The sequence below is a fragment of the Rhizobium sp. BK112 genome (genome assembly GCF_014193215.1).
Classification (GTDB): domain Bacteria; phylum Pseudomonadota; class Alphaproteobacteria; order Rhizobiales; family Rhizobiaceae; genus Rhizobium; species Rhizobium anhuiense.
Genome location: NZ_JACHYZ010000008.1, coordinates 209,803 through 230,499, shown reverse-complemented (window position 1 = coordinate 230,499; position 20,697 = coordinate 209,803). Strand labels below are relative to the sequence as shown.

Below are 20,697 nucleotides of genomic sequence, written 5' to 3'. Positions count from 1 at the left end.
TGATTTATTCTCCACTTTCCGTTCAGACCTGCCGCCCAGGCGACGGCCGAACGTTTTCTTCCCCCAGAGCTTTGCCGGGCTGGCGAATCTGAGGTAATCGTCAATGCATGAGCCTCCCTCGCAACCTGAAATGAAAAAACGCCACGCAGGAGGTGGCAAAGTGATGGACAACAACTGCTCCATCCGCCCGGCGACCGAAGCGGATACCGAAGCCCTTTTCGACATCTGCCTGAAAACCGCGAACGGCGGCGACGATGCCAGCGCGCTCTATAGCGACCCGCATCTGCCCGGCTACATCTGGTCGGTGCCCTATCTCAAATTCGCCGAAGACTTTGCCTTTGTGTTGATTCAGGACGGGCGCCCGGTCGGCTATATCGTCGGCGTCCCGGATACCAGCGCGTTCGACAGAGAGTTGCAGGCGAATTGGTGGCCGTTCGTCCGCCAGGAGATCGCTGGCCTGACGCCCGCCCGTCCGCGCGACGCCGACGTGATCGAACGTATTCAAAACCCGCGCAGCGGCACGCCGTGGCTTCAAGACGACTACCCCGCGCATCTTCACATCAACATCCTTCCCGGACTTCAGGCAGCCGGTTGGGGACGCAGGATGATCAGCATTGAGCTTGAGGCGCTGAGAGATCACGGCGTCCGAGCGGTGCATCTCGGTGTCGATCCCAACAACCACCGCGCCAGGGGCTTCTACCATCACCTCGGCTTTTCCGAATTCGAACGGGATGGTTCCGTCGCCTTCGCGATGCGGATCGATGAGGGGTCCCGCTAGAACCGACGGCGCAGTATTGTTCATGACCTTGGCTCCGCATTTGCAGCGTCCAGCCCATATTTCAAGACGACCGCCGCCGGCATGGCACTCCAGCCCTGAAGCAGGGAACCGCGCCCATAAGGCGGCGAGAAATATTCCACCGCACCGATCCAGCCATTGTCGAGGCAGGTTTCCCACCAGCGTGTCAGTGCGTAGCGTGCACCCCCAAGTCCGTGGCGAAGGCGTTCTTCGGCATAGGCGCCATCCCAATACGGCCAGTCCGAGCCATTGTGGTAGCGGTAGGGAAAAGCGGTCTTGGATCGCAGATCGCCTTGCCGCTTGAATGGCGGATAGGCGCACATGACACCCCAGCTGCCATAGGGCTGTTGTTGATTGTTGCGCGTTTCCAGTCTGTTTTCAAAAGCTTTCAACAGGCCGACGGCCCTATGCTTCGAAATTGCGCTGAATCGCGACAAGGTCAGGCTGTCGAGAGCCAGATGATCCTCGATGAAAGCGCCAGGCGTTCCATAATCGATATATCCCGCCGTTGCCGGCACGAAGAGCCTGGCCTCGATTTCTTCACGGGCCAGATTTGCGGTCTTGAGCGCGCGTGCGGCAAGCGTCGGATCGTGGCCCTCGCCAAGCCTTGCCACCGCGTCCATGGCACCGACGAAAAGACCGAGGTCATAGGAGACGAGACCCTCACGATAGACGTTGTCGGCCCAGTCCCGGTCGTTGCGCGGTTTCAGCGGCAGAACGCTGTCGGGCGCGGCCAGGCCGAGATAGCGATCGGTGATTGCTCTGACGATCGGCCAGTGCAGTTGCACCTCTGCCAGGTCTTGCGTCACGCTGAAATAATCGCTCAGAAATAGAATGAAAAAAAGCGGGCTGTCGAAGTGATCGCTCCACCAGTCCTGCGGACGGTTGTGGTATTCCGGCACGGCTCTTTTGTGGTTTTTGGCATTGGCCTTGCTGTCGGCGACGAAGTGCTGCCAGGCCTGTGATTGCGCCGGCCCCGTCAAGATCACGCCGCTCGGGGCCTCCCCATCCGACTGCACTCCCTTGGCGAGAATTCGGATCTCATCGCGCACCGCCTCCGGCGCCAGCATCAAAAGAGGCTGCATCGTCCAGTAGCCGTCGCGGTAATAGGTTCGCGCCGGAGCACTATAGGCCTGCCCGGCGGCAAGGCCAGCGAAGGCCCCGTTTTCGTCGTGCCTGATGCTGGAAAGAGCGGCGTGTATCCCCTGGCTGACCATGCTGCGCATCAACGGATCGGCCTCGGGCATCCTGTCGCAACGCGCCGCATATTCAGCGGCTTCCCCGATAATGGCTTCGCTGGTGAGGCTCAACGCTTTCTCAGCTTCGTCTCCTGAGGCGCCGATGGCGATCCGCAAATCCGAACCCGACGTTTCGACAATGAGGACACCCCAGGCCATTTCGAAAGTCTGCCGATGGTGGTTGCGGGTGACCCTCACCCTGGCACCCTTGCCATCCGGCTCGTGCCACCAAGCGCAACGACGCGCAGGGTACACGCCCCGAAGGCTTGCTTGGCGGATCAGCATTACCGGTCGCGACTGCGCGACAAACACGCCGCCCTGTTTCGACACGACTCGGTTCGGGGCATAGGCATAAGGGCCGGTGAATGGAGAAAATCTCACACGCCCCAGGCTGCCGGCTCCCCACAGGGCAAGATCAGCATATCCACCCGGATGAACATCGGCCTGAAGGCGCGGCGTCATGACAGGCAGTAAAACGGGCTCTTCGGCGAAAAGCTGTCCATCAGTCGAAGGCTTTATCATGGGCAGATCCCCGCACGCCAAGTTCAACAGACAGCAGGACGAGAAAAAGAAATAGAGCCGAATAAGCCCAGGCCGCTCCTCTTCGGACGACCTTGGCGAGCGCATGTCTACCCGGACGAGACGTATGGCGCATACTGCTCCTCGACCCTCTTTATATCACGCGCATTGGATTGCGCGTTGATCTCAGCCTACAGGCCGATCCCTATTTGTCAAGGACATAGACAAATTGCCGATCTTGCTATACTCAAATCCGGGAGGACGGCGGAGCTAAGCTTCCGAATTTCTCTTCTTCTTGATAATTATGATCTAATATCGCCCCAATTAAGTATGCGCTCCGAACTAATTGGATCGATCTGGCTGGATGGCAATGACATCTTCCGTCGTACAGACACCCATCGCACGAAAAATTTCAACCAATGCGGTGATCCGAACCATTTTGGCAAACGGGCCGATCTCCCGCGCCGATATCGCCAAGCTGACCGGTCTGTCAAAGCAGACGATTTCCGAGGTCGTGCGCGACCTCGAGGATGACGGATGGCTGAAACCTGTCGGGCAGACCGACGGTCGTCCAGGCCGGAATGCCATTATCTATGAAATCAATGCGAGGGCCGGACTGGCTGTCTCTATCGATCTCGGAGGCACCAAGATCGCCGCAGCCATCTGCGATCTGTTGGGAAACGTGGTTGCCGAAACCAAAGTGGCCACCGACCCGCGCGGAGGCATGCATCTCGTCAATCAATTCAGCGATCTTCTCGTTGAACTCGCGCTTGCGGCCGGGACCACCGCCGACAAGCTCCGTCTCGCCGTCCTGGGCACACCCGGCGTGCTCGATCCGGTCACCGGACACATCAACGTCGCGCCGAATATCCCCGGCATCGACGCCATAAATCTGCAGCAAGTCTTCAGCGACAGAATGGGGATCACCGTGATCGTGGAAAACGATGTGAACCTTGCGGCGCAAGGGGAGCGGTGGCAGGGGCACGGTGTCGAAACCGGCAATTTTGCTTTCGTTGCCCTTGGAACAGGCGTCGGCATGGGCATCATCGCCAACGGAACTCTGTTGCGCGGCGCGCGTGGCGCGGCCGGCGAAATCGCCTATCTCCCGATCGGCGGGGATGCGTTCGATCCCGGCGGCTTTACGCTTGGAACCTTTGAGAGCGCGGTCGGCAGCGTGGCGATGCTGCGCCGCTACACCGGTTTCGGCGGGCGTGACGCATCCACCGTGGCCGATCTCTTCGCCGCGTTTGATGCAGGAGATACAAGCGCCGTGGCCGCAATCGAAGAGACGGCCAGGCTGGTGGCGGTCGCCATTGCGGCAATCGGAGCAACTCTTGATCCTGAACTGGTGATCACCGGTGGCAGCATCGGCTCGAGACCGGAACTCGTGGACGCCATCCGGCGTTTCCTGCCGCGTTGTACCCCTTATCCGCCGCGCATCGAGATCAGCCGCTTCGGAAACCGGGCCGCCCTTATGGGCGGCGTGGGGATCGCGGTCCAGCGCATGCATGATGATCTGTTTGGCGTAAAACTGAGGGACGTTTGAAGAATGCATGCAGCATTGCTTCGTTCGCCAATCAATCGCCGGGCCACTTGAGAAGCGCTGCAAATGCGCTAGATTTTCCACCATGATAACGGCAACGCAGATACGCGGCGCGCGCGCCATGATCGGAATGAGTATCGAAGAGCTCGCCGCCGCCAGCGGCCTGCCCGTGGAGACCGTGACGGCGCTCGAAAACGGTGAATTTGCGGGCGAGCCGCACGCGCTGTTCGATGTGCGCAGTACGCTCGAAGCGCACGGCATCATCTTCCTTTCCAGCGGCAATCAAGATGAAGGCGGCCCCGGCATCCGGTTGCGCGCACGCAGCTCCAGCGATGACGGCATCCGGCCGGAAAACCTCAACGCCGCCAACGACGACTGACGGAACCAATCGGTGCGCTCAGCGTTTCGCTGTCCCATGAACACATACGGGGGCAGCCTCTTGAACCGAAGCAATGGTCTCTACGTCATCATCGGCGTTCTCGTCGTCGCCGTCGTCGGTCTCGGCGCCTACATCTTCCACGAGGAAAGCAAGCCGCAGGGGATCGAGATGAGCATCGGCAAGAATGGTGTGTCGATCGAGCAGAACTGATCGTCAGAGATAGGTTTTTGCAAGATCGGCGAGTTTGCCGCCGTCTTTCACGCCCTGCCTGTAGAGCTGAATGATGACCGCACCGATCCGCTCGGCCTCCGGTGTCGTCCTGGCCAGGCCGCGTTCGTCGCAGACCTTGTCGAGCACTTGCGACAGCAAATCGAGATCTTCCGAAAATAGCGGTAAATCATGCGGATGAATTGATGATCGTAACATCACGCCGCACATCCTCCGAGGGCAAACGCATTCACGCTTGCATCGCCGGCCGCCCTCCGCAACCGTCATAAAATCATTATGCGCGACGGTCCGAACTTTAGCAACTGCGCAAATTCCCGGGGAATAAAATTATGGAACAAAATTTTGTCCCGCGCGTTTGGTGGCGCTTGTAGCAGGAATCAGTGAGTGCAGACGTGAGCGAAATACGCTTTCCCTCCCCCGTCCGGGTCCTTTCTCCAAATAGCAGCCTGATCGTTTCCACCGTCTGGGAGGCCGTCGAATATCTGAAACGGTGGCCGAGCAAGCGCGGGCGCGATTATCGCGTTGCGCGCCAGCATTGCCTGGATGCGCTCGACGGACTGCGCAGCCCGCGCGCAGCGCAGGCTTCCTTCGTCACGGCAGCCAAAGCGGCAGGATTGCTGGTGTGAATTGCTCTAGCTGCTACGGCCGCTGGCGGCGAACTGGGGATGGATGGAGCCTTCCGTGATGACCTTGGCGGTCACCTCGATCACCTGCTCCTCGGCGAGTTCAGCGAGCGCGAGGGCGACATCGCCCTCCGACCAGCCGGCTTTGACGGCCTCTTCCGACAGAGCTTGGAAAGCGGCTGCGAGGGCCTGCCTGCAAGTGAGATTCTGCTTCATATCCGCCATGCGCTCGCACTAGGCTATTTCTGACAGGGATAATGTTAATCTACACATATTCGCCAGAAAGCGAAGAGGGTTCAGATCTTTTTCAAATCAAAATTGGACTCTTAACTTCAAAGCTCGGTATAGCCTTAACAAAATGCAACAATCATCACCTCTCCCAACTGAGGGAGTACCAAAAAGAACTACAGCAACTATTTGCGACACACTCCCAAAGGGTATTCCAGCGCGTTATTTATTTTAAATGGTCGAAACGGCTGGAGCCGATACAGCGGCCCTTTGGTCCGCGAGAATGCGGCAACCTCAATTGCGGCCCGTTTTCAGCATCTTCCTGGCACCCTGTCAATCAGCTTCGCGGACTTCCCCGAGACGAGCGCCGGGACCGCTGGAGATCCCTTGGCAGCCGCGAACGCCTTCGGCGTTTATCACCTTAATACCACAACGACACCACACTGCCGTCAAAGTCCGCCGTACCATTGCGGCGGCTCACTTATCAGGAGGTAATATGTCTATCGAACTGGACGCGACTACCTATGTCCACGCCAAGCCGGCGACCGCCCATTCCTATATCTTGCCGGCCGTTGTCGATGTTCTCCAGAATAATTTTCAGGAGGCAAACGAGACTGCGGTCTTCGACCTCGGTTGCGGCACCGGCGGTGCTGCCGCCGTGCTGGCAAAAAAAGGTTACGACGTCGTCGGTGTCGATCCGTCCGAGGACGGCATTGCGAAAGCGAGAACGGCTCATCCCGATCTTCCGCTGGAGATCGGCTCTGGTTACGAAGATCTCTCCAGCCGGTACGGGACCTTCGATGCGGTGATAAGCCTTGAAGTGGTGGAGCATGTTTATGATCCCAAATCTTTCTCGGCCACCATTTACGATCTGGTCAAGCCCGGCGGCATCGCGGTCGTGTCGACGCCTTTTCACGGCTACTGGAAAAATCTGGCGTTGGCCGTAAGCGGAAAGATGGATGACCATTTCATGCCGCTCAAGGACCATGGCCATATCAAATTCTGGTCTCCCGAAACGCTCAGCACGCTGCTCGTCGAAACAGGCTTCGAAGACGTCGACTTCGAATATGTCGGGAGGATTCCGCTGCTGGCGAAGTCGATGATCGCGATCGCTCAGAAACCGCACTGAAGACGGCGTAAGGCCCGCCGTGTTTTCAATGACGGCGTAGCAACTCGTCTGCAACATCAACAAATGACGTTTTCGTTCGGGACTTTTCCGGGGTTTTCGGTTCCCGTTTCAGCACTACTGGCCATGTCTCGTTCCGTTTTCCGCCGCCGGCGGGACGAAGAAAGTGACATTCTGACTGGGATTTCAAGGGGATAAATGGTCGGGGCGACTGGACTCGAACCAGCGACCCCTTGACCCCCAGTCAAGTGCGCTACCGGGCTGCGCTACGCCCCGACCTGCCGAAACGGCTTGCTTCGTTTAGTTTTTCAGCGCGTGCAATGCAAGCGGAAAAACCTTGCCTCCCACAAAAAGGAAGCGGTTTGTGCGAATGCTCAGATCGCGGCGAGTGCCAATCGGCCTTCAGCGGTTTGAATGGGCTGCCATGCCTGGTAGTTGGCGATCGAAAAATGCGGTGTTTCGAATGGAGTGGCGTGGGTTTCGGTGATGACGGTGACGTCGGCGCCGGCGGCTTCACCGGCGAGGATGCCGGCGACGGCATCTTCGAAGACCAGGCATTTCGCGGGATCGACGCCGAGGCGGCTTGCGCCGAGCAGATAACCTTCGGGGCTGGGCTTGCCTGATTTGACCTCCTGGCCGCTGACGATGACCTTCGGCATCGGGATGCCGGCGGCAGCCATGCGGCGCCTGGCGAGCTCGATCGGCGCCGAGGTGACGATTGCCCATTTGCCATCGGCAATGGCGGAGAGGAAGCGGATGGCGCCCTGGATTTCGACGATGCCGGAGACATCCTCCATCTCCTCGGCGAGCAGCAGATCCGACTCGTGGGCCGGATCGACGCCGGGCAGGCCGAGCCCGCGGATGACGTCGGAGGCACGGATGCCGTGGATGGTCTTCAGGAAAACCTCCGGTTCGAAGCCGTGGCGCCTTGCCCAGTCGCTCCAGACGCGTTCGACGACGGCGATGGAATTCAGGAGGGTTCCGTCCATATCGAAGAGGAAGGCATCATAGGACCTGTCGAGGACGTCATGGCGAGCGGGCACGGGCTTTTCCTTGAAGCATGAGGCCGGGAAGCATGAGGCCGCGGCGGCCCCTGCGCAGGCGAGTAGCGGAGAGCGGCGGCGGCGTCAACGTCAGTCGTTGACGTCCGGATGGGTGACGTTGCGGACGTCGGCAAGGCCGCGGGCGGCATCACGGCTGCCGGTCGCGGCAGCGGCTTCGAAGATACGGGTCGCATCGCCGTACATTTTGAGATTGAGGTAGCAGTAGCCGCGCAGAACCATCAGGTCGATACGTTCCTGCTGCAGCTGGGCACGCTGATCGAGATAGATCAGGGTTTCGCGATAACGGCCGGCATCGAAGGCCGAAAGCGCCCGGTCGGCGAGGATCGCCACCTGAAGCTCGGCGGCGCGCTGTCGGTTCTGTGGCGCCTTGGTGGCCGCGACGGCAGCATTGCCGGAAAGGCCGGCGCGCAGATAGGCAAGACTCTGGCCGTAGGCCGCGTCTTCACGGACCTTGCGGGCCGGGCTCTGCAATGCCGCCTCGAAGGCCGAGATCGCCTCCATCGGCCGGTTGATATCCATCAGGCACCAGCCGCGCGACAGGGCGTCGGCCGGGCTGAGCTGCCCTGCATCGATGGTCGTCGAGCAGCCGCGTGTCTGGCGCGGACCGCGCTGGACGGTCACCGTCTGCAGCGAAGGCCTTGCCGCGCCAACGGCGACTTCCGGCTCCGGCTGCTGTGCAGGTCCCTGCTCGGCTGGGAGCGGTTGAGCGGCGGTCGGACGCGGCGGCTGCGTCGGCTGAACCGGCTGCTGCGGAGCGAGCGTCCCCTTCTCTGTCGCGACCGCATTCGGCGTCAGCGAGGAGGTATCTTCGAGTTTGGTGATCCGGGTCGACCGGCCGGCCCAGGCGCGCTGGAGGTCGAGCACGCCCTTGCGGTCGCTCAACTGCTCGCGGGTGATGACAAGGCCATAGGCGGACGGTTCGTCATCAGGTTTCCAGGCAAGAGCCGTCTCGAACCAGCGTGCGGCGGTCTGGAACTGATTGAGTGAACGGGCATACCAGCCGAACTGCTGCGCCGTCGGCGCGTATTTGCGGGCGATGACTTCGGCGGCGACGCGATGCAGCACATCCTCGGCCAGATCGGCCGGCGGCTGCAGCGCCATCAGATTGGCGGTGGCGGCGAGATAGGTTGATGTTGCATCCTCGGAATCGGCGCGCCAGCGGAACATCACCTCTTCGGCTTCCTGCGGCGCCTTGCGGGCAATCAGCGCCAGCGCCAGCCCCTGCGAAGCGGCCGCCGAATCTTGCTTGGCGCGGGCGGCGCGGAACCACTTCTCGGCATCGGCATCGTTGTTGCGGCGAAGCTGATACCAGCCGAGCAGCAGCGCATCCGAGGCAAGCCCCTGGGTCGCGGCGAGCTTTTCGAGACGTGCGACATAATCGGGCGCGATGGCGAGATTCGGATCGTCATTGCCTTCGGCCATGAAGCGCCGGGCGAGGTTGTCGCGGATCGCATCGAATTCGCTGCTGCCCTCACTGGCAGGCCTCTCCAGCGCGAGCAGCGCCTGCATCGGCTGGTAGGCAAGCAGCGTCGAGGCTTTTTCGACCGTCGCCTGCCGCTCGGCCGGATTGGGGCAGTTCTTCAGGATATAGGTGTAGGCGTCCTGGCCGCGCTGCGTCCTCTCGGTCCGGATGAAGGCTTCGGCCACGCGCCAGAGAATATCGATCTCGCTGCAGGTGAGCAGGCTCGGCGTTGCGGCAGCGGTATCGACCACCGTCGCAAATTGCTTGAGGTCGGACGCATTGATGAGGCGGGCGCGGGCCTCGGCGACATCAAGCCGGTCGAGCAGATCGGCCGGCGGCTGCCATCCGGCATCGGCTGCCTGGCGGTCGGCGATCGCCTTGCGCAGCTCCGCATAGCGGCCATCGGAATAGAGTTGCCACATGGCCTCGAGCTGTTTGTCGCCATTCTGCGGCACGGCGAGCGGATCGGCCGGCGGAACCCAGTTGGGGTAGAGCGCCTGAAGGCGGGAGATTTCGGCCTGCAGGCGCAGCTTGTCGCCGCGGCTGGCGAAATAACGAAGCGCACTTTCATCGACGGCGGGCGGCGGCGGCGCCGCAGCCTGTTGCGGCGTGGGCGGCTCGGAAACGATGGGGGGCGTGACCGGCGCCGGCGGGGCGGCCGTCTGCGGTGCCGCAGGTTGTGATGCCACAGGTGGAGGGACTTCGGGCTGCTGTGCTGCGGCATCCGGCGCGGATGTATCCGGTGCCGGCGGCGGCGAGGAAGTGATTGCCTCGATCTTGTCGGCGACGAGCTGCGCGTTGAATTCGGAATTGCCGCCGGGAGCATCGGCCGGCTTGATGCGGCCCATCATCATCAGCTCCGGCACCGGCTTGCCGGCAGGCCCAAGGCCGAACCGTTCCTGCAGAGCGGCACGATCCTTCAACCCGGTGACGAGGGTCGCCACCACGACTGCCGCTGAAACCGCCACGAGGGAAGACTTCACAGACACTCCGGATGCTTCTCCCCGATATAGGCCAGCCCCAGCAACTGGAGCGTAGACGGATAATAGAGTGCGGGCGCAAATTGCAGGGCCGAGCCCGGCAGCTTGGTCCCATCGATTACACAGGCCACAACATCGTTAACAATTCTATAACCCGGATCCGGCAACACGGCCTTCGGCCGGCCGGTGGTCAGATCGAAGGTGGCGGGAACACCGTCTTTCGACATCCCTTCGCGCAGGTGGGTCAGCAGCGCCTTGTCGGTGACGCCGCCGCGAACGAGATAAAGCGGAATGCGAATGGCGTTATAGGCAAATTCCGCGTCGAAACCCTGGGCCGGCTGCGGCTGACCGCGCAGGCTCACCCATTCGGCGGGAAGCTTGCGCGGGCCGAACTGCATCGTCTTCAGCAGCGCCACGCCATCTTCCGACAGTTGTTTCCAGGCATCCGACGGAGCGAGCGCCGCCATCACCGGAATAGCCTCGTAAATCCAGTAGGACGGGTTGACGACGGGACCGTCGTCACGGTCGCTGCCGGTAAAACCCTCGCTTCCCGGCAACAGGAGCGTCCGGCCAGCCGAGCGCACGACGGTTTCGGCAAGCAGCGCCTGCGCCATGCGGGAGGCGGCAAGGATATAGTCCTCGCGTTTCCACGCCGTGCCGGCCAGCGCCAGCGCATAGGCGATCAGCATGTCGCCATCCGAGGCGTTGTTGGTGTCGGTGACGTGCGGCTTGACGTTCGGATCCCATTTCCAGACGGCCAGGCCATCGTCGCGCAGCAGCAGTTCGGTGCGGGTAAAATACCAGATCTGCTCGAAATCGGCGGGGCTAGCGGCGAGATAGGCGAGCAGCATGCCATAGCCCTGCCCTTCGCTGTGGCTGATATTGCCGTTGCCGTTGTCTACGATACGGCCGCTCGCATCGAGAAACTTCGCCTTGTATGCCGACCATGCGCCGGCATTGATCATCGCCTGCTGCGCAACGGCGGGCGCTCCAGCCGGAGCGAGCGCGACCGATGCCGCAAGCAGGAGCGCGCGTAACCGTCTCATTTCGACCGACCCAGCCTTCCGAGCATGCTTGAGGTGGTGACCCCGATCAGCAGCACGAAGACGACCAGCAGGAAGGCATAGGAGAGGATATTCGTCGACAGCCAGTTGGCGGCGATCAAGCGGTAATTGGAGATCGACCAGGGGGTGGACGGCACGAAATCGAAACGGGTGACGGGCACGGTCTCGATCTTGCCTGTCTTGCTCGAGTAGGTGGTGATGTGGCCTGATATCTGCGGCCAGTTCAGCTGCGCGGTCAGAACCTCCAGCCCTTCGCGCAAATCCTTCGCCGACGGCGCCGTCACCACGGTCCACGCGCCCGCCCCCGCGGGACTGGAGCCCTGGGCCACCAGGAGCGTGTCGACGTTGGACGGCGTGAAAATCTCCTCGGCGCCGGGCACGAATTGCAGCGAACTGCGGGAGATATCGAAATTGCGCGACACCCATTCGCGGAAAGCCGTGATCCGGTTGTGCAAGACACCGCCGCTGACCTTGGAATTCCATTCCTCAAAGGCCGTACCGGTATCGACGACGCTCGCCTGCGTATCGGCCACCGGACGCCACGAGGCCTGGCTCTCCGTCGAAATATTGGCCTGCGACAACGCGGTGGCCGGCATCTGCGAGACGGAGCCGATGAAGATGGCGTCGCGATCGCCGATCATATTCGGCGAGGCGACGGTGTCGACGTCAATCGGATGGCCGGCCGTGATCGCCATCTGGCCGAGCAGCGTGGCGGCGGCCGAAAGCGTATCGGCATCGACGCGGTCGATAAAGAGCGGCGTCGGCTCGGTGGCCCGACCATAGGGATAGGCGGTGCCGGACATTGCCGCCAGATTCGGACGCTGACCGACGCGGGCAAAATCCGGAATCTGCAGCTCGGATGTGTCGAAAAGGGCAAAGCGCGGCGTCGCACCGGCCGTGGCGCCCGGCGCGCAAGCCGCATCGTCCTTGGTCATCAGGATCGCCTCGATCGCCACCGAATTGAGACCGGGCTTGAAGTGCCGCATCGTCACGCGGATCGGCAGATGACGGAGAATGCCGCCGGTGGTGGTGGTAATCGGCACGGTGGAGGCGATGTTGTCGTTGACGTAGATATCGATGTGGCTGCCGGGCAGCACGTTATCGGTATAGGCGGCGTCGAGCAGCACCTTCGCCTCGCCGTAGGCATTGGCATAAAAATCGGCCGGCACGGCAACATTGAAACTGGTCCGCAGCCGCCGGCCGGAGAATTCGGTGGTCTTCACGCCGAGTTGGGACAAGGCGATGTTCGTATCGGAAAAGACCAGCGGCGCGTTCGGCGCGCTCCAGCGCTCGGTCGTCAGCACGTCGCGGCGGACATCCGAGGACCTGTCCGTCGGCGAGACGATGGTATCGATCGCCGAGGAGACCGCCTGCCAGGAGGGGCCGCTGATCAGAAGCACCGGCGAACCGCTGCGCGGATCGGTGGCGAAAGCGGCGAATGCCGCACTTTCGGCGCCGGGCGGCAGGCTGGGAAAGAGCGGCCGCAGCTCCGCCGCGGTACCGACGAGCACGCTGAGTTTACCTGGCCCGGCGGCCGGAAGCGAAGCGGTGCTGAAGGCAAAGATCTGGTTCGGCATGCTGCTCAGCACCGACAGGCCCTGCGCCAGTCGCAGCAGCGGCTTGGTGGTTCCCGGCTGCTCCAGTGCCGGGACGACGATGTCGAACTCGGTCTTGCCGGCGCCGTTGACGCCGATGGCGCGGATCGCGTCGGCGCTCGACAGCTGGGCGGCATCCCTGCCGGCAAAGCTCAGATAGGTTCCGGCCGGATCGATGTTCGACCACAGCTCATAAGTGGACTGGATGCTGCAATCGGTGCGGTGGCGCTGGGCGGCCTCGAAGGTGACGAGATTGGCGCCGGGCTGCAGCAAACCGGGCGGAACCTGGAAGGTGACGGCCGACGGTCCATCCGGCGAGCCGACGCGCTGTTGGCCGATCGGGCGGTTGTTGAGATAGACGGTCACCGCCGATGCCTCAGGCGCGACGACGATCGCATTCTGGTAGGCGAAGGTAAAGCTTGCCTTGGCCGCCGCCTGTTCCGGCGTCAGATAGACCGACCATGACCGGCGATCGTATTCGCCACTGAGATCCAGTTTCGAAAAGGGCACGACATAGCGACGGACATCGCCGGAGCGCGGCGGCGCTGCGGTATTTGCCGCCGCGGCTGGCTGGAGCGCGGGTGCTGCCAGTTGCGGCTGGACGACAATCGTCAGAGGAACGGCTGCGGGAGCAGGAGCGGCCGGCGTTGCAGGTGCGGGTGTTACGGAAACCGGAGGCGTGCCGGGAGCGGGTGCAGGGGCTGTCGGCGGCGTGGGTGGCGTCAATCTCGGGGTAACGGATGCCCCGGGTGGCCGCTCGCCGGACATGTCGAAGGGCGCCGTCTGCGCCTGGGCAAAGGCGGAGGCACTCAGCAGGAGAAGCGAGGCGGCGACGATCCTTCTCATCCGGCATTGACCTTTGCCGCCCGCTGCTGGGCTTCCCGCTCCGGCCGCATGCTGCGGAAGAAGTAAATGAGGCCCCGGCTCGTCTGGTAGAACGACAGGCCGAGGAACCAGATGGTGCCGCGGATCAGGCCGGGATTGCGGCGGCGCGAGGCCTGAAACTCGGTCCACTGACCGGAATTGGCAAACATCAGGTCGGCGATCAGGCGATGGTCGAGCGCGCTTTTCGGCACGTACTGGCAGCCGACATTGCTGATGTCGCCCGACGGCTCGATGTTGCGGACGATGAGCGGCAGGGTTTCCAGATCGGCGCCGCTATAGGGCCGGAAGCGGATTTCGCCGAGTGCGCCGACCAGCATCTCGTCGAGTTGCTTGTTGAAGATGTGAAGCCTCGCACCGTGGACGGAAACGTCCTCGATCGAAGCCGCGTACCACTTGCCGTTGGCGCCGAATTCGCAGCGCCGGTTGACCCGGACGCGGCGGGACAAGGCGCGCTCGCCGCGTTCCGACACGACACCCAGCGCGCAACCGGCCATGATCAGGTTGATGAGGTTCCAGCCGCCGACGACGAGCGTGACGTCGGCCTTATAAGGCTCGGCATAGATCCTGTAGATGGTGATGATGAGCGCGACGATCTGTACCGCAAAGATGACGAAGAACGGACGGCTGATCTCCGACAGACGGCTGACGGCGATCGATTCATCCTTGGCGGTGACCTTGAAGGTCGGCTTCCTCGGATTGAGCATGACGGAGACCACGGCCGGCAGCAGATGTACGGTCTGGACATATTCGTACAGCTCGGAAATCCAGGGCCAGCGGAACGACCCGTAGAGGTAGTTCTGCATCATCAGGTTCACGAGCATGTAGGCCAGCGTATAGGCAAGGAACTCGCCGCCGGAGGCGGTGAAGATCTCCAGATCGAAGAACAGGTAGAAGAGCGGCGCAAACAGGAAGATCGTCCGCGGGAACGGGAAGAGCCAGAAAAGCGTAGACGACATGTAGCAGAAGCGCTGCGGGATCGTCAGGCCGCGCTTCAGAAGCGGGAAGCGAAAGCGCAGGATCTGCATCATGCCCTGCGCCCAGCGGCTGCGCTGACCGATGAAGCTTGCGAAGGTGGCCGGCTGCAGGCCGGCGATCAGCGGCTTGTCGACATAGATGCTGTTCCAGCCGCTGCCATGAAGCGCCAGCGCCGTCTCGCAATCCTCGGTGATGCTGATGCCGGAAAAGCCGTTCTGGGATTCGAGCGCCTTGCGGCTCAGAACCGCCGCCGAGCCGCAGAAGAAGGCGGCGTTCCATTTATCGAGGCCGCGCTGGATGATGCCGTAGAACATCTCGTTCTCGCTCGGCATCTTGTCGAAGGTGCGCAGATTGCGCTCCAGCGGATCGGGATTGATGAAGAAGTGCGGGGTCTGGACGAGGAAGAGCTTCGGATCGTCTTCGAAATAACCGACGGTCTCGAGCAGGAAATCGCGAGCCGGCGCGTGGTCGGCATCGAAGACGGCGATGAGTTCGCCGGTCGAATGTTTCATGCCGTTGTTGAGATTGCCGGCCTTGGCGTGCTCGTTGCGGTCGCGCGTGAGGTAGCTGACGTCGAGATCCTGACAGAGTTGCTTCAGCTCGATATGGCGGGCGGCAGCCGCCTGGGCTTCGAGCAGCTTGCCGGAATTGCGCTTCTGCAAGGTGCCGCCGTCGTCGAGCAGCCAGACATGCAGCTTCTCGGCCGGATAATCCATGGCCTTGGCGGCGGCGAGCGTGTTTCCAAGAAGCCCGGCATCCTCGTTATAGGACGGTACGAAGACATCGACATGCGGCAGACGCCCGGGATTGGCGGCACGCGAGGGGCGCGGCGGCAGCGGTGTGGCGACGATGAAAAGGCTGAGCGCCAGCATCGCGACGCTATACATTTCGGCGAGATAGAGCAGCAGGCCGGGAATGAAATTCTCAGGCTGGTTCATAGGCGGCAGCGTATTGGTGGTGCGCCAATAGACATAACGCAGCACGATCGAAGTGCCGAAGGCAAGCGCCACGAGGCGCCACGTCCCCTCGCCCTTCAAGACCTTGATCACCGCCATGACGGTTACCACGGTGATGCTGGTGATGAGCTGGGTCTGCAGGTTGACCGGCAGCGTGATCAGCACGATCAGGCAGAGCGAAACCACGGCCCATATGATGACACTGCGGGCTTTGCGCATCGTCGTTCCTTCGAAGTTGCTCAACCAGGGCGCCTTCCGGCGCCCCTGGCATGCTCACTATTTCCGGCAGGCGGCCGTCATGGCCGCGTCGCCTATACAGTCCGGCGAAGGCACGGTGACGCCGATCGCCCTTGCCGATTGTTGGTTCGGCGCAGGCGCGGCATCCGGCTTTGCGCTCGTCTGTGGCGCCTCGCCCGGCAGCGGCACGCGCGGGCCAATGGGCGCGGGCATAGGTGCTGCGCCTTGAGCCGGTTGCGAGGTCGGGGTCTTGCGAAGAGGCGTTGCCCGCGGCCCGCTGACAATCGCGGGCGCCGGCTCATAGCCGATCGGCATCGGACTGGCGCGATAACCGCCCTCGTCGGGATAGATCGGCGCGCCGCTGCGCCCGAGCGCACCATCGGCGGGCGGCGGATTGCCGTAAGGATTCCAGATCTCGCCGTCGAACGTGCCTGATACGGTGTAGCCGTAGACAATGCCGAGCAGCTGACGCTCGGTAGCACTCGCATCGCAGAGACGCAGACGCAGCTGGATCATGCCGAAATTGCGCGCCTGGGTATTGGCGGCGGCACTCGACCGGATCTGTTGCCAGGCATAGATGCAGGTGTCGCCTGCGCGGCTGCGGCCGGCGGCATAGCCGAAGGGCCCATAAGCGTTTTGCAGGAAGGTCGCCGAGGTCGCCATCGGCACACCGGGGGCCGAGCGGGCCACCTCGCGGGTAATGCCGCTCTCGTTGATCATGCTGAAGCCGGCATTGCCGGTGCCGGGATTGGCGCCGGAAGCGCCGAGGAACTGGACCTTGAGGAAATTCTGACCGGGCACGGCGGATGAGGTAAACAGCGAGATCGTCTGCTCGACGCCGTTGCCGCGCTTGCGCTCGACGACGCTGACGATCGACGGGCCGCCCGGCGGCGGCAGGACCAGCGCCTTTTCAGGCGCCACGGTTTCCGGCCCGGAAGGCTGATGCACACCGCCGGTCGACGTGCAGCCGGCCATCACGCCTGCCACGGCCATCAGCGATATCGTCTTCCGCAAACGCATGTTTCGAGCCGCCGCAATCGTCTTTTCAGATATCCATTCGCGAACCGAAACGCGACGGACCTTCGAATCAACGACCACCCGGCCGTTCATCCGACATAAACCGCCAGCATGGTTAATGAAGAGTAAAAAAGAACGAGCCGCTGATATCACCGGAGGGAATCACACTGGACGTTATTCGGACAGCTCAACCGTATGATGCACAAACCAGTTTCGCAACACCTCAACCGCTCTCATTGCGCGTGTCTCCGTCCGGCAAAAGTCAGCCGCATGGCCGGCGTTGCGTTGATGTCTGGGTAGGAAAAGGAGAATATCCCATGCGCAAGATCATGCTGGCTGCGGCCGCCATGCTGACCATCAGCTCCGCCGCCTTCGCGCAGAGCACCGTCATCGTCACCGATCCCGCACCGACCGGCTCCGTGGTATTGCCCGGCGAAGTGCGCACCTATGTGATGGAGCAAACCGCGCCGTCCGTCGTCTATGAAGGCGATATCGCAGTCGGCGCGACACTGCCCGATACCGTCGAAGTGCATACCGTGCCCAACGTCGACGGCTACGGCTACACCGTCGTCAACGAGCGGCGCGTGATCGTCGAGCCGAAGACGCACCGCATAATCCAGGTCCTGGAATAATCTGATCTAACCGTGGACGTGCGGCCGTCTAGAACAGGATGATTTTAGGCCCGGCCAGCCTAAAATCTAAATCCTGTTCTAAATTAAGGAGTAGAACATGATGTCGTGCGAAAACCGCACACACTTTTCGGCATTATGATCTAGCGGCTTCACGTCCGCTCATCTTCCATCCTCACCGGCACATTCAGAAGTTCACGAATCTTGTGGGCGAGCTGCTCCAGGCTGAAGGGCTTGGCGAGCAGGGAAACGCCGTGATCGAGCACACCATTGTGGACGATGGCATTGCGGGTGTAGCCCGTCGTGTAGAGGATCCGGATCGCCGGCCATTTTTCCTGGACGACATCGGCAAGCTGGCGTCCGCTCATCTGCGGCATGACGATATCGGTGAAGATCAGGTCGACTGCCGCATTCTCCTCCAGAAGCAAAAGCGCCTCCATACCGCTTGCCGCCTGCAATACGGTGTAACCGAGTTCATGCAGGCTTTCTGCGGTCATGGTGCGGACGTTCTCATCATCCTCCACCACCAGGATCGTATCGTTGAAGCTGCCCTGAGGAATCGGCTGAGCGCCGGCGGCGCTCAAACGGGCGTCCGTCGCGCCGACATGACGGGGAAGATAGATCTTCACCGTCGTGCCCCTGTCGATTTCCGAATAGATCTTGATGTGGCCGCCGCTCTGCTTGATGTAGCCGTAAACCTGGCTAAGGCCGAGACCGGTGCCCTTGCCGGGTCCCTTGGTCGTGTAGAACGGGTCGAAGGCGCGCTCGATCACCTCCGGCGACATGCCGGTGCCGGTATCGGTGATGCTGATCATCACATACTGGCCGGCCTCCACCTCCGAATGCATGCGCGAATAGCGCTCGTCGAGTTCGGTATTGGCGGTCTCGATCGTCAGATTTCCGCCGCCCGGCATGGCATCACGGGCGTTGACGGCCAGGTTCAGAATAGCGTTCTCGAGCTGGCTCAGATCGGCAAAGCTTGGCCAGAGGCCACCGGCGAGCACGGTCTCGATCCGGATCTGCTCGCCGAGCGTGCGCCGTAGCAGCTCGGACATGCCGCCGACCAGCTTGTTGAGGTCGATCACTTCAGGCGCGAGCGGCTGCTGGCGCGAGAAGGCGAGAAGGCGCGCGGTCAGAACGGCCGCCCTCTGCGCGCCGTCTTTGGCGTTCTGGATGGAATTCAGCAGCCGGGGATCCTCGTTGCCGGTCAGGCGCCGCTGGGCGAGATCGAGGTTACCGATGATGATCGCCAGCATGTTGTTGAAATCGTGAGCGACGCCGCCGGTCAGCTGTCCGATCGTCTCCATCTTCTGCAACTGGCGGACCTGCGCCTGAGCGGCAGCATTCTCTTCCATCTCGTGCCGGAGCTCGGCCGTGCGCTGGACCACCGTCTCTTCGAGGCGCGTGTTGAAGCTGTTGAGCTCGTTGCGAAGGCGGCTCTGCCGCTCATGGGCGATAATGATCATCTCCATCAGGCCGACGATGATCGCGGCATTGATGAGATAAGTGGAAAGACCGACCCATTGGCCGGCGCTGACCGGCCAGAAAATATTGTGCGGCTCGACGAAAAATTGCTGGACGATGAAAGCGGCAAGCATGGCCGCGACAAGGCCCGGCCCGGCGCCGCCGATGAAACTTGCGAGCAATATCGCCGGAAGGAAGCTCAGAAAGGGAAAGCCGGAGAGATAGTCGCTGGCGGCAAGCCTCAAAAGAAACGTCAGACCAACGAAGGCAACGGCAAGCGGGTAGGTAAAACCCGGCCTGTGACGCAGCCAATCCGTGGCACTCAGCAAATCCATCCGACACCCCTTCTTACAGCACCGCCATGTCTTTTCAGACGCGCAAAAGACGCTGTAACACTTTGGATTTCTGCATAATTTTATCCCGAAATCGATTCGGATTTCAGGAATTATGCAGCAAGTGGCCGTTGCGCGGCCGGCATCCCAGCTTTTGCACATCGAATTTCAACCGGCAATATGCTGTTTCTCACACTGCCGGGCACGACGTCTTGACGAGCCGTGCAAGCGGTCCACATAAACCATCATGCCTACGCATCGTGCTTTCCGAAAATCAGAATCGATTTTTGGAAAGCACGATGCGTAGGTTTAAAGTGTCGGAGCGTCCTTTGTGCATCCGAAAGGACGCACGGCGCTCTAGCAAGGGGGCAATGGGTGGACCGGATCATGAAAGACATATTCATCGTCGAAGACGACGCGCTGATTGCCATGCTGCTCGAGGACATGCTCGCCGATCTGGGTTACCGGGTCTGCGCCAGCGCGCCCGATCTGGAGCGAGCGCTGGCAACCGCCAGGGATACGGAGTTCGACGCTGCCATACTCGACGTCTCGCTGGCCGGGCAGAGTTCACTACCGGTCGCAAAGCTGCTCGACGAACGCGGCAAACCCTATCTCTACGCGACGGGATACGGCACCGCGCCTGATGGCAGCAGCCCCAGCACATTGCCCGTGCTGCAAAAACCCTTCCAGCTTAGCGAACTCGAACAGGCGATGAAGCGGCTGACCGAAGCCTGAAGCGGTTCAGCGCACCTGGTCGAGCAGGCGCTTGCATTCCAGGAGATCGTAGAGCGCCTCCTGCAGTAGCGCTCTGTCTTCCTTGCCGACGCTCGACTTGCCGATCGAAACTTCCTGCTCGTCGTCTCCAGCGACGAAATTGAAGAATCGGCGGGTGATCGGCGGCTTGGCGCGGCCGACGATCTGATCTTCGTCGGCCATGCCGACGCGCGGTTCGCCGGCACCGGCATCCTGCACGCCCGAGGCAAGCGCCTCGACGCTGGCGAGATCGCCGTGGCCGACCGATATGACGAACTTGTTGCCGTTGGTCTTCAGAAGCTTCTGCACACCCTTGATCGTATAGCCGTGATCATAGAGCAGATGCCGGATGCCCTTGAGGAGATCCACGTCCTCCGGCCGGTAATAACGACGGCCGCCGCCGCGCTTCATCGGCTTTATCTGGGGAAAACGCGTTTCCCAGAAGCGCAGCACATGCTGCGGCAGATCAAGATCGTCTGCGACTTCGCTGATGGTGCGAAAGGCATCGGGGCTCTTGTCCAACGTCATACTGCTACGCGACCTCGCGGCTCGATCCAACGGCGACTCATCATATTTCAACGGTTTGGCGTCGACAATTCAAGTC

General features: G+C 61.7%; 19 protein-coding genes and 1 tRNA gene. 8 read left to right on the top strand and 12 right to left on the bottom strand.

Translation table 11 applies throughout. The annotated features are described in order from the left end of the window. Positions 1-163: 163 nt before the first annotated feature. Positions 164-778 (top strand): GNAT family N-acetyltransferase, encoded by a 615-nt coding sequence (locus tag FHT75_RS22325; protein WP_025554907.1) that lies wholly within the window; start codon positions 164-166, stop codon positions 776-778. A 20-nt stretch (positions 779-798) separates the two neighbouring features. Here FHT75_RS22325 and FHT75_RS22320 read toward each other — a convergent pair whose 3' ends face one another. After that, positions 799-2,556, bottom strand: coding sequence for a hypothetical protein (locus FHT75_RS22320; RefSeq protein ID WP_063474287.1), 1,758 nt, complete (start codon positions 2,554-2,556; stop codon positions 799-801). A gap of 361 nt (positions 2,557-2,917) precedes the next feature. Here FHT75_RS22320 and FHT75_RS22315 point away from each other — a divergent pair, with 361 nt between their 5' ends. The 3 genes from FHT75_RS22315 (at position 2,918) to FHT75_RS22305 (ending at position 4,685) form a co-directional block, all read left to right on the top strand. Next, the gene (locus FHT75_RS22315; protein ID WP_047616440.1) at positions 2,918-4,099 is read left to right on the top strand and encodes an ROK family transcriptional regulator; all 1,182 of its coding nucleotides are present in this window, start codon (positions 2,918-2,920) and stop codon (positions 4,097-4,099) included. An 82-nt stretch (positions 4,100-4,181) separates the two neighbouring features. Then, positions 4,182-4,475, top strand: a complete 294-nt coding sequence (locus tag FHT75_RS22310) for a helix-turn-helix domain-containing protein (protein WP_047616439.1) — start codon at positions 4,182-4,184, stop codon at positions 4,473-4,475. Positions 4,476-4,535: 60 nt separating this feature from the next. Continuing rightward, positions 4,536-4,685, top strand: coding sequence for a hypothetical protein (locus tag FHT75_RS22305; protein WP_047616637.1), 150 nt, complete (start codon positions 4,536-4,538; stop codon positions 4,683-4,685). A gap of 3 nt (positions 4,686-4,688) precedes the next feature. Here FHT75_RS22305 and FHT75_RS22300 read toward each other — a convergent pair whose 3' ends face one another. Next, complete coding sequence (locus FHT75_RS22300) at positions 4,689-4,901, bottom strand: hypothetical protein (RefSeq protein WP_029872887.1); 213 nt, start codon at positions 4,899-4,901, stop codon at positions 4,689-4,691. A 194-nt stretch (positions 4,902-5,095) separates the two neighbouring features. On the opposite strand from FHT75_RS22300, the gene FHT75_RS22295 reads away from it, so the two are divergent. After that, a complete protein-coding gene (locus FHT75_RS22295) occupies positions 5,096-5,329 on the top strand; it encodes a DUF982 domain-containing protein (RefSeq protein WP_047616438.1) in 234 nt (77 codons plus the stop codon). 6 nt (positions 5,330-5,335) lie between these two features. Here FHT75_RS22295 and FHT75_RS22290 read toward each other — a convergent pair whose 3' ends face one another. Continuing rightward, the gene (locus FHT75_RS22290; protein ID WP_047616437.1) at positions 5,336-5,551 is read right to left on the bottom strand and encodes a hypothetical protein; all 216 of its coding nucleotides are present in this window, start codon (positions 5,549-5,551) and stop codon (positions 5,336-5,338) included. Between the two features lie 499 nt (positions 5,552-6,050). On the opposite strand from FHT75_RS22290, the gene FHT75_RS22285 reads away from it, so the two are divergent. Next, the gene (locus FHT75_RS22285; protein WP_063474285.1) at positions 6,051-6,683 is read left to right on the top strand and encodes a class I SAM-dependent methyltransferase; all 633 of its coding nucleotides are present in this window, start codon (positions 6,051-6,053) and stop codon (positions 6,681-6,683) included. Between the two features lie 196 nt (positions 6,684-6,879). Here the strand turns inward: FHT75_RS22285 and FHT75_RS22280 are convergent. The 7 genes from FHT75_RS22280 to bcsN all read right to left on the bottom strand — a co-directional run bounded on the left by FHT75_RS22280 (position 6,880) and on the right by bcsN (position 16,918). Continuing rightward, positions 6,880-6,956: transfer RNA gene (locus FHT75_RS22280), tRNA-Pro, on the bottom strand. Between the two features lie 98 nt (positions 6,957-7,054). Then, the gene (locus tag FHT75_RS22275) at positions 7,055-7,723 is read right to left on the bottom strand and encodes an HAD family hydrolase (protein ID WP_063474284.1); all 669 of its coding nucleotides are present in this window, start codon (positions 7,721-7,723) and stop codon (positions 7,055-7,057) included. Positions 7,724-7,813: 90 nt separating this feature from the next. Beyond that, positions 7,814-10,189: a hypothetical protein gene (locus FHT75_RS22270; RefSeq protein WP_063474283.1), complete on the bottom strand. Its 2,376-nt coding sequence runs from the start codon at positions 10,187-10,189 to the stop codon at positions 7,814-7,816. Beyond that, on the bottom strand, positions 10,186-11,232 hold the full coding sequence (locus tag FHT75_RS22265) for a glycosyl hydrolase family 8 (protein ID WP_063474282.1): 1,047 nt from the start codon (positions 11,230-11,232) through the stop codon (positions 10,186-10,188). The genes FHT75_RS22270 and FHT75_RS22265 overlap by 4 nt, the downstream gene beginning before the upstream one ends. Next, positions 11,229-13,691 carry a cellulose biosynthesis cyclic di-GMP-binding regulatory protein BcsB gene (locus FHT75_RS22260; protein WP_063474281.1) on the bottom strand — a complete coding sequence of 821 codons (2,463 nt, stop codon included), beginning with the start codon at positions 13,689-13,691 and terminating at the stop codon, positions 11,229-11,231. The genes FHT75_RS22265 and FHT75_RS22260 overlap by 4 nt, the downstream gene beginning before the upstream one ends. Next, entirely contained in the window at positions 13,688-15,880 is a 2,193-nt protein-coding gene (bcsA, locus tag FHT75_RS22255) for a UDP-forming cellulose synthase catalytic subunit (RefSeq protein ID WP_047616634.1), read from the bottom strand. Before bcsA ends, FHT75_RS22260 begins: the two co-directional genes overlap by 4 nt. Positions 15,881-15,937: 57 nt before the next feature. Further along, positions 15,938-16,918 carry a cellulose biosynthesis protein BcsN gene (gene bcsN, locus FHT75_RS22250; RefSeq protein WP_063474334.1) on the bottom strand — a complete coding sequence of 327 codons (981 nt, stop codon included), beginning with the start codon at positions 16,916-16,918 and terminating at the stop codon, positions 15,938-15,940. A 314-nt stretch (positions 16,919-17,232) separates the two neighbouring features. Here bcsN and FHT75_RS22245 point away from each other — a divergent pair, with 314 nt between their 5' ends. Further along, the gene (locus tag FHT75_RS22245; RefSeq protein ID WP_063474280.1) at positions 17,233-17,547 is read left to right on the top strand and encodes a DUF1236 domain-containing protein; all 315 of its coding nucleotides are present in this window, start codon (positions 17,233-17,235) and stop codon (positions 17,545-17,547) included. Between the two features lie 149 nt (positions 17,548-17,696). On the opposite strand, the gene FHT75_RS22240 is transcribed toward FHT75_RS22245, so the two are convergent. Beyond that, a complete protein-coding gene (locus FHT75_RS22240; RefSeq protein ID WP_183845215.1) occupies positions 17,697-19,343 on the bottom strand; it encodes an ATP-binding protein in 1,647 nt (548 codons plus the stop codon). A gap of 384 nt (positions 19,344-19,727) precedes the next feature. On the opposite strand from FHT75_RS22240, the gene FHT75_RS22235 reads away from it, so the two are divergent. Then, positions 19,728-20,075, top strand: coding sequence for a response regulator (locus FHT75_RS22235; RefSeq protein WP_018447482.1), 348 nt, complete (start codon positions 19,728-19,730; stop codon positions 20,073-20,075). A gap of 6 nt (positions 20,076-20,081) precedes the next feature. Here FHT75_RS22235 and FHT75_RS22230 read toward each other — a convergent pair whose 3' ends face one another. Then, on the bottom strand, positions 20,082-20,621 hold the full coding sequence (locus tag FHT75_RS22230) for a MerR family transcriptional regulator (RefSeq protein ID WP_047616421.1): 540 nt from the start codon (positions 20,619-20,621) through the stop codon (positions 20,082-20,084). Positions 20,622-20,697: the final 76 nt, after the last annotated feature.